8 protein-coding genes are annotated in these 10561 nt (G+C 67.5%); 1 reads left to right on the top strand and 7 read right to left on the bottom strand.

Features of this window, described 5'->3' with window-relative positions; all coding sequences use genetic code 11:
• Positions 1-418: 418 nt before the first annotated feature.
• From WT97_RS31470 to aceK, 5 genes are all read right to left on the bottom strand, one after another.
• A complete protein-coding gene (locus WT97_RS31470) occupies positions 419-1690 on the bottom strand; it encodes a dienelactone hydrolase family protein (protein ID WP_060355091.1) in 1272 nt (423 codons plus the stop codon).
• A 106-nt stretch (positions 1691-1796) separates the two neighbouring features.
• A complete protein-coding gene (locus WT97_RS31465) occupies positions 1797-2234 on the bottom strand; it encodes a YchJ family protein (protein ID WP_060355090.1) in 438 nt (145 codons plus the stop codon).
• Positions 2235-2287: 53 nt separating this feature from the next.
• A complete protein-coding gene (locus tag WT97_RS31460) occupies positions 2288-2965 on the bottom strand; it encodes an SDR family oxidoreductase (RefSeq protein ID WP_059506377.1) in 678 nt (225 codons plus the stop codon).
• A gap of 112 nt (positions 2966-3077) precedes the next feature.
• Positions 3078-3845, bottom strand: coding sequence for a carbonate dehydratase (gene can / locus WT97_RS31455; protein WP_059506375.1), 768 nt, complete (start codon positions 3843-3845; stop codon positions 3078-3080).
• A 56-nt stretch (positions 3846-3901) separates the two neighbouring features.
• Entirely contained in the window at positions 3902-5719 is a 1818-nt protein-coding gene (gene aceK, locus WT97_RS31450) for a bifunctional isocitrate dehydrogenase kinase/phosphatase (RefSeq protein WP_059506373.1), read from the bottom strand.
• Between the two features lie 304 nt (positions 5720-6023).
• Between aceK and WT97_RS31445 the strand changes: the two genes are divergently transcribed.
• Complete coding sequence (locus tag WT97_RS31445; RefSeq protein WP_060035826.1) at positions 6024-7103, top strand: MBL fold metallo-hydrolase; 1080 nt, start codon at positions 6024-6026, stop codon at positions 7101-7103.
• A 16-nt stretch (positions 7104-7119) separates the two neighbouring features.
• On the opposite strand, the gene WT97_RS31440 is transcribed toward WT97_RS31445, so the two are convergent.
• Both WT97_RS31440 and WT97_RS31435 read right to left on the bottom strand, forming a co-directional pair.
• Positions 7120-8766 (bottom strand): ABC-F family ATP-binding cassette domain-containing protein, encoded by a 1647-nt coding sequence (locus tag WT97_RS31440; protein WP_060355089.1) that lies wholly within the window; start codon positions 8764-8766, stop codon positions 7120-7122.
• 192 nt (positions 8767-8958) lie between these two features.
• Positions 8959-10554 (bottom strand): ABC transporter substrate-binding protein, encoded by a 1596-nt coding sequence (locus tag WT97_RS31435; RefSeq protein WP_060355088.1) that lies wholly within the window; start codon positions 10552-10554, stop codon positions 8959-8961.
• Positions 10555-10561 lie beyond the last annotated feature (7 nt).

Here is a 10561-nt window from a genome sequence, read left to right as displayed (position 1 = left end):
GATTAGCGTGTTCCGCCGGACGTTGCACTAGCGGTTACAAACGCCGCAAAGCCTTGCGGGGCGGGAGTTCGGCGCAGTTCGGCGGGGCTCGGGACGGAACGCGGCGGATCGGGCGAAATGCGCGCAGATGACGACGTTCGAGTGACACCCCCCGACGGAAAAAAATCGCAGGGCGAGGGGCGGCGTAGCGGTGAAATAAGGGGAACGATGATGGTGCGGCGTGGGACGCGTGGGAGGCGTCAAGGGGCGATCTCGTTTCGCGGATTTGCCTGATCGACGGGGCGGCGCAAGGGCGAATTCACGTCGATCGCTCGTAAAAACGAGCGTGACGCAGTGTGTGCTCGATTTGACGAGCCGGTAGTGGCGCGCCGCGACGACCTTGATGGGCGGAGCGCGAAGGGAGGACGGCAGCCGCGCGTCAGCGCGAAGCCAGTGCGCGCGTATCGACGTCGCGGGTGTGATCGTCGCCGTTGTCGGCCGTCTGCGTCGCGTTGTCGCTCCACACGACGCGGTCGTTGACCGCATACAGCCGGCACGCGCCTGCCCCTTGCTTCGCGCAGTTGTCGAGCGCCAGCGCCATCGGATCGTCGCCGCCTTCGGCCCACGACCACGCGCCTTCCGACGACACCGCGAACGCGCGGCTCGGATGCTGGTTCAGGAAGCGGCGATAGCCTTCGCGGCCCGCTTCGTCGACGTAGGGCACCGCGTTGACCGCATCGATCGACGCATAGCCGGTGGCCTTCGGTTCGTGCGGATCCGCGACGGCATAGCGCACCGCGGTCGGCAGGTTCAGTTCGGCGAGGAACGCGTGCACGGCCGGCCACCACACGGGCACGCCGTCGCGATCGACGATCAGCCGGTGCGCGTCGTCCTTGTAGCGGCCGAAATCGATGAACTGGGCCTGCGTGCCGTGCGACACGTATGCGTCGTGCATTTGCGCGACGAGCGCGGGCGTCCACACCGAATCGTTGTCGCCGTACAGCCACAGCGACCGCACGGCGGTATGCGCGCCGTACTGGTCGAACGCGTCGACGAGGTTGCGCTGCCAGCCATCGCACAGGTCCTGGCGCAGCCCGCCGGAGAAGTTGATGATGCCGCGCACGCCCGCCGCGGCTTCGGTGCCGTATGCGATCGACACGAGGCCGCCGTGCGACGTGCCGGCGACGACGATGTGCGACGCATCGACGTACGGCTGGCGCGACATGTAGCGCACCGTCGCATCGACGTCGGCGGCCTGCGCGAGGCCATTCTTGCCGACGTTGCAGCCTTCCTGCCGGTACGTGCCGTCCGAACCGGCGAAGCCCTGGCGATTCGGCGCGATCACCGCATAGCCGCGGCGCACGAATTCGCGCGCGAACGCGAGCGGCCGGCTGCGCGGCTGCATATGGAGATCGCCGGTATTTTTACCGTGGTTGAAGACGACGAGCGGGAACGGGCCGGGGCCGTTCGGCTTGAAAAGCGTCGCCTCGAGCGTGACGGCGCCCGACGCGTCGGCCGGAATGCGGAGGATCTGTTCGTTGAGGTCGGCAGCGACCTGCGGCAGGTTCGAGTCGGCGTAGTCGAAGTGCTCCGCGTGGGCGAGCGACCCGCTGGCGCCTGTACCCGTATTGGCGCTCGGCAGCGTACCGGCCTGAGCGGCCGACAGCGCACAGGCCGCCATCCATCCCACCAATACCTTGCTGAACGCCATCCGTAAGCCCTGCCATGCAACATGACCAATTCGAGGCCATCGTAGCCCGACAAAATCGGGTTGTGCAATGCGGGAATTACCCGGCGTCTGACAGGGCAACTATTTGTCAGCGTTCACTTACTTCGCCGTCGACATAGCACCAGAATCCCTGCTCGTCGCGCTCGAAGCGGCTCGTCTCGTGGAGCCGGTACGCGCGTCCGCCGACCTTGTAGCGGGCCACGAATTCGACCTCCGCATGCCGGTCGTCGAGCGGCACGTGGCGTTTGACCGCGAGGCCCAGCCAGCGCGGCGCGTCCGGTGCGTCCGGGTCGGTGTCGAGATCGGACGGGCAGGTGCGCGCGGCCCATGTCGCGCGCAGATAAGCGGTCGCCCCCAGCACGTACGCGCTGTACCGCGAACGCATCAATTCGAGAGCGGTCGGGGCGGCTTCGCCGCCATCGATGAAGCGGCCGCAGCAGGCCGCATAGCGGGGCGCCGGCGCTTTGCCGGCGTGTGCGGGCGACGCGCCGCCGCACGGGCAAGCATCAGGTCGGTTCAAAATCATGCGGAATGTGAATTAACAACGCTCGGTTGACAACGCCCGGTTGCCGGCGCCGCTCACCAACTGAGCTCGATGCCGTCGTACTGGAAGAACCGGCCGTTCGCCTGAGACAGGTCCGAAGCGGATTCGGCGATGACGCGACGCATGCCGGTCACGCTCGTTTCCGGGTCGATCGCGGCTTGCGCACCGCCCATGTCGGTGCGCACCCAGCCGGGATGCAGCGAAATGCACGCGGCATGGCGCGTCTGCAGCGACGCGATGCGCAGCGCGTCGTTCAGCGCGGCCTTGCTCGCGCGGTACAGCCAGCCCGTCGTGCCGGTCGCCTCCGCGATGCTGCCCATCCGGCTCGACACGACGGCCAGCACGCCGCGCGCGTCCTCGACGAGCGGCAGCAGGATCGGCAGCAACTGCATCGGCCCGCGCACGTTCGTATGCATCACCGCGTCGAAATCCTCGGCGGTGATCGTCTCGACGCCTTCGGTGCGCGGCCCGTACACGCCCGACACGAGCACGGCCGCATCGAGCCGCTCGCCGTCGAGCTTCCAGCCGAGCGCCGCGATCTGCTCGGGCTGCGCGATGTCGAGCGCATGCGGCTGCGCGCCGAGCGCGCGCAACGCGTCGAGCGACGCCGCGTCGCGCGCGGTGGCGATCACGTTCCAGCCGTCGCGCCGGTATTGCCGGACGAATTCGCGGCCGAGGCCGCGCGATGCACCGACGATCAATACGGTTTTCATGCCCGTCGCTCCTTGGGTTGGCGCCGCCGTGGCAGCGCCGGTGTCAGATCCGTTCGACGCGTGCCGCGCCCGCGCGGTAGCCGCCGCCAGACGGCCGGCCCGTCGTTGCGCGTTACTGTGCGTCGTCGCACGGCTTGAGCGTGGCGGCGACTGCCTGCGCGACGCCGTCGAGCTGCGCGGCGTCCGCCGCGACCATGTCGTTGTCGGGCGCATGCTGGCCGCGTGCGGTCAGCGCCGCCACGCAGCGCCGGTAGGTTTCGTCGAGCGCGTCGAAGTTCGACACGGACATCCCGAGGTTGCGCATCCGGCCGTCGTGCACGCCGTACACGAGCCCGTGCACGGTCAGCGACTGGCCCCGCGCCCATGCGTCGTTGACGATCGTCGTGCGGCACACGTTGACGACCTGTTCGATCGAATTCAGCTCGATCAGGCGGCGGTAGCGCGCTTCGCCGACCGGCCATTCGTCGAGCAGCGCCGCATGGCGCTCGCGCACGTCCTGCACGTGGTGCAGCCAGTTGTCCGCGAGGCCGACACGGCGGTTGTGCAGCGCCGCGTTCACGCCCGAGCAGCCGTAGTGGCCGACGACCATGATGTGCTTCACGCGCAGGATGTCGACCGCGAACTGGATCACCGACAGGCAGTTCAGGTCGCTGTGCACGACGACGTTCGCGATGTTGCGGTGGACGAACACCTCGCCCGGCGGCAGGCCGATGATCTGGTTGGCCGGCACGCGCGAATCCGAGCAGCCGATCCACAGATATTCCGGCGCCTGCTGGTCGGCGAGCCGTGCGAAGAAATCGGGATCGTCGGCGAGCTGGCGCTTGACCCAGGCATCGTTGTTGTCGAACAGATGTGAAAGCGGATTGTCTTGGGTAGTCATCGGTGTGGATTCCGTTGGCGGAAATCGGGTCGATAATGATTGCGGTGTTGTCGGCGTCAGGCGGCGCGCTGCGCGTCGCCTTCGCCGTCGTTCCGGTCCGTCGCGCCGAAGCGCGCGGGGTAGCGCACGCAAAAGCGCAGCGCCGCGTCGTACGGATAAAAATCGGGCAACTCGCCCTGCATCAGCTTGTCCTTGCTCGCCTGCCACAGCGCGGGATCGAAAAAGTCCGCGTGATGCTTCATGAAGACGCCGCGCACGCGCGGGTCGCCGAGCAGGAACGGCCCGTAGGTCTCCGGAAAGATGTCGTGCGGGCCGACGGTATACCACGGTTCGCCGGACAGCTCGTCTTCCTCGTTGCGCGGCGGCGGCACGCGCCGCACGTTGCAGTCGGTCAGGTACTCGATCTCGTCGTAGTCGTAGAACACGACGCGGCCGTGGCGCGTGACGCCGAAGTTCTTGTACAGCATGTCGCCCGGAAAGATGTTGGCCTTCATCAGCTCCTTCACCGCGTTGCCGTATTCCTTCACGCCATGCTCGACGTCCGCGTCGGTGCCGTTCTGCAGGTACAGGTTGAGCGGCGTCATCCGGCGCTCGATGTACAGGTGCTTGATCACGAGCTTGTCGTCCTCGTATTCGAGCAGCGACGGCACTTCCTTCTCGAGTTCGCGCACGAGCGCGTGATCGAGCCGCGCGAGCGGCAGCGCGACGCTCGAATACTCGAGCGTGTCGGCCATCCGCCCGAGGCGATCGTGGCGCTTCACGAGCTGGTACTTCTCCATGATCTGCGCGCGCGTCGTGTCCTTCGGCGGCGGGAAGTGATCCTTGATGATCTTGAACACGTACGGGAACGACGGCAGCGTGAACACGAGCATCACGAGGCCCTTGATCCCGGGCGCGACGATGAAGCGGTCGCTCGAATGCGACAGGTGGTGCAGCAGGTCGCGGTAGAACAGGTTCTTGCCCTGCTTCTGCAGCCCGACCGACGTGTAGATCTCGGCCTTCGGCTTGCCCGGCATGATCGTGCAGAGGAAATCCACGTACGCGGACGGCACGCCCATGTCGACGAGGAAGTACGAATGCGAGAAGCTGAAGATGATCTGCAGCAGGTCGCGGCGCAGCAGCACGGTGTCGAGCGCGAGCAGGCCCGGGCGCACGTGGCGGATCGGCACGGCGAACGGCAGCACGCGGTCGGCGTTGATGATGCGGCCGACGATGTACGCGCTCTTGTTGCGGAAGAACAGCGACGACAGCACGTGGATCTGGAAATTCGGCGCTTCGTCGAAGTGGCCGAATTCGTCGTCGATCGCCTGCATCACGCAGCCGATGTCGCGCGTGAGATCCTCGAACGCCGGCTCGAGCTGGAAGTTCGTGACGATGCGCTCGAGCGTGACCGCGAGCCCGTCGGTGCCCGGGTAGTACGCGCGGTAGGTCGGCTTCGCGGCCGGCTCGTCGTTCTCCAGGTACTCGGTCGAAATCGCCGGGCGCACGAAGATGAAATCGTTGTTGAAATACGAGCGGTGCAGGATCTTGCAGCACACCGAATTGAAGAAGGTTTCCGCGCACTCGGGCTGGCGGTGCGACGTAAGCAGCCCGATGTAGTGCAGCTTGATCTGCTGCCACACTTCGTCGTCGATGTTCTCCGCGTCGTACTCGTCTTCCAGCACCTCGACGCATTCCTTCACGCGATCGTCGTACGACGTGATGCGCTCGCGCGCGAGCCGCTGCAGCCCGTGCCAGTCGCCGCGCTCGAACAGCGTCTTCGCATCGACCGCCGCTTCGCGGAAGATCCGGTAATGGCGATCGAAGTATTCGAGCATCGTCTGCGCGACGTCGAAACCGATCTGCGACGACAGCAGTTTGGGGAAGTGATTCATCGCGTGCAGGCTCGTTCAAGGGGCTGTAAGCACTCGCCATTTTAGCGCCCAAGTCGGCGTTTCAATGACTTTCGCGGTGACGCGCGAATGGCCGTCAATCGGCGTGTTGATCGCCGTTGGGCGCCGTTCGATGCATCTTCGCGTAAAGATGCGGGTACGGAACCGATTCTGACACGAACTTTTTTCCGGCGGGCCGGCGCTCGTCGGGCACCTGTTTCGCGCGACGGCGATAGAATCGACGCACCGCCCGCCGCGCCCTGCCGCCGGCACGCATTCGTACCGATAACGACGAGACGCCCCACCGATGAACGCCCTGGAACACCAACTCGACTACCCCTTCGCCGATACGCTGCCCGCCCCGGGCGACACGTTCGAGGTCGCGCCGGGCGTGCGCTGGCTGCGCATGCCGCTGCCGTTCTCGCTCGATCACATCAATCTGTGGCTGCTGCGCGACGAGATCGACGGGCAGGCCGGCTGGACGATCGTCGATTGCGGGATCGCATCGGACGCGATCCGCACGCACTGGGAGCAGATCTTCGACACGCATCTCGACGGCCTGCCGGTGCTGCGCGTACTCGTCACGCACTGCCACCCCGATCACTTCGGCCTCGCGAACTGGCTGTGCGAAGGCGGCGACAAGGGCCGCTGGAACGTGCGGCTGTGGATGACGCTCGGCGAATACCTGTTCGGCTGCCTGATGGCGGCCGGTAACGGCTCGAACGCGGGCGGCGCGGCCGCCGCCGATCACTTCGCGCGCCACGGGCTGACCGATCCGGCCGCGCTCGACAAGTTGCGCAACCGCCGCAGCTATTACGCGGATCTCGTGCCGGCCGTGCCGCCGCGCTACCGGCGCCTGCGCGAAGGCGACGCGGTCGCGATCGGCGCGCGTACGTGGCGCGTCGTCACCGGCTTCGGCCATTCGCCTGAACATTGCGCGCTCCACTGCGAAGCGGACGGCGTGCTGATTTCCGGCGACATGGTGCTGCCGCGCATCTCGACGAACGTGTCGGTGTTCGATCTCGAGCCGGAAGCGAACCCGCTCGCGTTGTATCTCGAGTCGCTCGGCCGCTACGAGACGATGGCGCCCGACACGCTCGTGCTGCCGTCGCACGGCAAGCCGTTTCGCGGCGTGCGTACGCGCATCGCGCAACTGCGCGAACACCACGATGCGCGCCTGGCCGAAGTGCGCGTCGCATGCGCGGAGCAGCCGCGCAGCGCGGCCGACATCGTGCCGATCATGTTCCGCCGCCGCGAGCTCGACATCCACCAGATGACGTTCGCGCTCGGCGAGGCGCTCGCACACCTGAACCTGCTGTGGCTCGCGGGCGAACTCGTGCGCGAACAGGGCGACGACGGGGTGCTGCGGTTCCGCACCGCCGGCTGAGACTGCTTCGTTCTCCTTACGCGACGGGTTCGTAGCGCCACCCGTCACGCTGCCACTGCATCGTGTGCGTCGGTTCGAGCGCCGCGAGAAACGCGGCGTCGTGCGACGCGACCACGATCGCACCCGGGAAGCCGGCCAGCGCCGCTTCGATCGCGCGCACCGATTCGAGATCGAGGTGATTGGTCGGCTCGTCGAGCAGCAGTAGTTGCGCGGGCGCGCCGCGCCACAACGCGCATGCGAGCGCGGCCTTCAGCCGTTCGCCGCCGCTCAGTTGCCGCGCCGGTTGCGTCGCCCGCGTCGCGTCGAGTTGCAGCAGCGCGAGGCGGCTGCGCAGGTCGCCTTCGGCAAGCGGCGTATCGAGCAGGCTCAACTGTTCGACGATCGAGCGCTCCAGGTCCAGCAGCGCGAGCCGCTGGTCGAGATACGCGGCGCTCACGTGCGTCGTGCAGGTGCCGGCGCGCGGCGCGAGCTCGCCCGCGAGCATCCTCAGCAACGTCGACTTGCCGCAGCCGTTCGGGCCCGTCAGCGCGATGCGCACCGCGCCGCTCGCCGACCATGTGATCTCGCCGGCGTCGCCCGCGACGCGCCACGGCAGTTGCGCGCGTTCGAGCGTGAACAGCTGGCGGCGTGCGCTGACCTCGGTGCCCGGCAGCGACACCAGCACGGGCGCGGCGGCGTCGACCCGCGCGGCCGCCTGCTGCACGCGTTCGTCGAGCGTTGCCTTGAAATCGTCCTGTTGGCGCAAGACCTGTCCCATGATGCTGCGCGCCGCACCCTTGCGGCGCTGTTTCGCCATCGACGACAGGTTGGCCGTCTTCGCGTCGCGCAGCGCGCCGGCCGCGTGACGCTGGATCGTGTCGTGTTCCTGTTCGAGCCTGCGCCGCACGCGATCGCGCTCGGTGCACGCATGGTCGAGCGCCGCTTGCGCGGCTTCCTGTTCCGCATCGCGCTGCGCGCGGTAGAGCACGTAGTTGCCGCCGTACGAGCGCGCGCCGTGCGGCGTCAGCTCGACGATGCGTTGCACGCTGGCGAGCAGCGCGCGGTCGTGGCTCACGACGACGACCCCGCCGCGCCAGCCGTCGAGCGCCGCGCGCAGCCACGCGCGGCCCGGTGCGTCGAGATGGTTGGTCGGTTCGTCGAGCACGAGCAGGCCCGCGTCCGACAGCAGCGCGCCGATCAGCGCGACGCGCGCGAGCTGGCCGCCGCTCAGCGTATGCGCGGGCGTGTCGGCGTGGACGCCGTGCAGGCCGGCAGCGTCGAGCGCGGTGCGCAGCCGCGCCGCGAGATCCCAGCGATCGCCGATCAGGTCGAAGTCGTGCGGCGCCGCGTGGCCGTTGGCGAGACGCGCGAGCGCACCGAGCGGCGCATCGAGCGCGGCGATCTGCGCGACGGTACGCGGGGCGGCCGCCGTGTCGTCGTGGTCGTGCTGCTGCGCGACGTAGGCAACCTGCGTATGCCGCTCGACGGCACCCGCGCTCGGCGCGCGGCGGCCCGCGATCAGTTGCGCGAGCAGGCTCTTGCCGACGCCGTTGCGGCCGACGATGCCGGTCGGCGTGCGGTCGATGGAAAGGTCGGGCGAATCGAACAGCGTGACGCCGTCGTCGAAGCGGAAGGAAACGTGATGAAGCGCGACGAGCGCGCCGGTGGGCGTGGCTGCAGCCATCAGCACCTCCAAAAATGCGTGAAGACCTTCGCGCGCGGCGTGCGTGGCACGGGCGGCGAAAACATTTCGGGAAGGCTTAATTGTTCACTTTGGCTGGCGTCCGGCAGGAGGAACAGGCGCGCAGTGTAGCAAGCGCGGCGCGCGGGCCGCAAGCGAGCGGCGCACGCGCCGTCGCCTGCGCGCCACGCGCGGTTACTGCACGGCGACCGTCGTGAAGTTCTGCCGCCCGAACGGACTCACGCGATAGCCGCTCACGTTCGTGCGCGTGAGCGCGGCCGCGGTCGGGTAGCCGAGAGGGATCCACAGCGCCTGGTCGTGGATGATCTTCTGCGCGCTTTCGTACAGCTTCGCGCGCTTGGCCTGGTCGGCGGTCGACTTGCCGTCGGCGATCAGCTTGTCGAGCTGCGCATCGCAGAAGCGCGCGAAGTTGATGCCCGACTTCACCGCGTTGCAACTGAACAGCGGCGACAGATAGTTGTCCGGATCGCCGTTGTCGCCGGCCCAGCCCATGAACAGCATGTCATGCTGGCCGAGCTTCGCCTGCTTGATCAGCTCGCCCCATTCGATCACCTTGACCTCGGCCTTCACGCCGATCTTCGCGAGGTCGGCCTGCAGCAGTTCCGCGCCGACCTTCGGGTTCGGGTTCAGCACGCTGCCGGTCGGGCGCGTCCAGATGGTCGTCGAGAAACCGTTCGGGAAGCCGGCCTGCGCGAGCAACTGTTTCGCCTTCGCGGGATCGTACGCATACGGCGCGACGTCCTTCGCGTAGCTCCACGTGTTCGGCGGATACGGGTTGTTCGCGGCCGTCGCGGTATTGTCGAACACGACCTTCAGGTAGGTCGCGCGGTCGAACGCGATATTCAGCGCCTCGCGCACCTTGTCGTTGTCGAGCGGTTTCTTCTGCGTGTTCAGCGCGACGAACGCGGTCATGAACGCGGGCGTCTGCACGACCTTCAGCGCGCTTTCGCCCTTCGCGGCGAGCACGTCCTGCGGCTTCGGCGACAGCGCGATCTGGCATTCGCCGGCCTTCACCTTCTGCAGGCGCACCGACGGGTCGGGCGTGATCGCGTAGATCAGCCGGTCGACCTTCGGCTTCGTGCCCCAGTACGTCGGATTCGCGTCGTAGCGGATCAGCGCGTCCTTCGTGTAGCTCTTCAGCACGAACGGGCCGGTGCCGACCGGCTTCGCGTTCAGGTCGGCCTGCTTGCCGGCCTTCAGCAACTGGTCGGCGTATTCGGCCGAGTAGATCGACGCGAAGCCCATCGTCAGGATCGGCACGAACGTCGCGTTCGGTTCGTTCAGCACGAACTTCACCGTGCTGTCGTCGACCTTCGCGACCGACTTCACGAGCTTCACGAGGCCCATCGACTGCGCGTGCGGGAAGCCGCTCGCGCCGGCTACCTTGTGCCACGGGTTCGCATCGTCGAGCATCCGGCTGAATGTGAACACGACGTCGTCCGCGTTCAGTGGGCGGCCCGGCTTGAAATAGTCGGTGGTCTGGAACGCGACGTTCGGGCGCAGGTGGAACGTGTACGTGAGGCCGTCGGCGCTGGCTTCCCATTTGTCGGCGAGCGCGGGCACCACCTTCTTCGCGGCTTCGTCGTAGGACACGAGCGTGTTGAAGATCACGTCGGCCGATGCGTTGGTCGTGACGAGCGAGTTGTACTGCACGACGTCGAAGCCGTCCGGGCTCGATTCCGTGCAGACGGTGAGCGGCTTGGCGGCGGCGAGGCCGGGGGCGGCAAGGGCGGCGGCGACGGCGGCCGCGGCGAACAGCTTGACGTGCATAGGATCT

The sequence above is a fragment of the Burkholderia sp. MSMB1459WGS genome (assembly GCF_001534535.1).
Lineage (GTDB): Bacteria > Pseudomonadota > Gammaproteobacteria > Burkholderiales > Burkholderiaceae > Burkholderia.
The sequence above is the reverse complement of the archived record's forward strand: the minus strand, read 5'-3'. Positions and strand labels throughout refer to the sequence as shown.

Coding starts and splice junctions, on each gene's coding strand:
- WT97_RS31470 (WP_060355091.1), bottom strand. CDS start 1,690: ATGGCGTTCAGCAAGGTATTGGTGGGATGGATGGCGGCCTGTGCGCTG.
- WT97_RS31465 (WP_060355090.1), bottom strand. CDS start 2,234: ATGATTTTGAACCGACCTGATGCTTGCCCGTGCGGCGGCGCGTCGCCC.
- WT97_RS31460 (WP_059506377.1), bottom strand. CDS start 2,965: ATGAAAACCGTATTGATCGTCGGTGCATCGCGCGGCCTCGGCCGCGAA.
- can (WP_059506375.1), bottom strand. CDS start 3,845: ATGACTACCCAAGACAATCCGCTTTCACATCTGTTCGACAACAACGAT.
- aceK (WP_059506373.1), bottom strand. CDS start 5,719: ATGAATCACTTCCCCAAACTGCTGTCGTCGCAGATCGGTTTCGACGTC.
- WT97_RS31445 (WP_060035826.1), top strand. CDS start 6,024: ATGAACGCCCTGGAACACCAACTCGACTACCCCTTCGCCGATACGCTG.
- WT97_RS31440 (WP_060355089.1), bottom strand. CDS start 8,766: ATGGCTGCAGCCACGCCCACCGGCGCGCTCGTCGCGCTTCATCACGTT.
- WT97_RS31435 (WP_060355088.1), bottom strand. CDS start 10,554: ATGCACGTCAAGCTGTTCGCCGCGGCCGCCGTCGCCGCCGCCCTTGCC.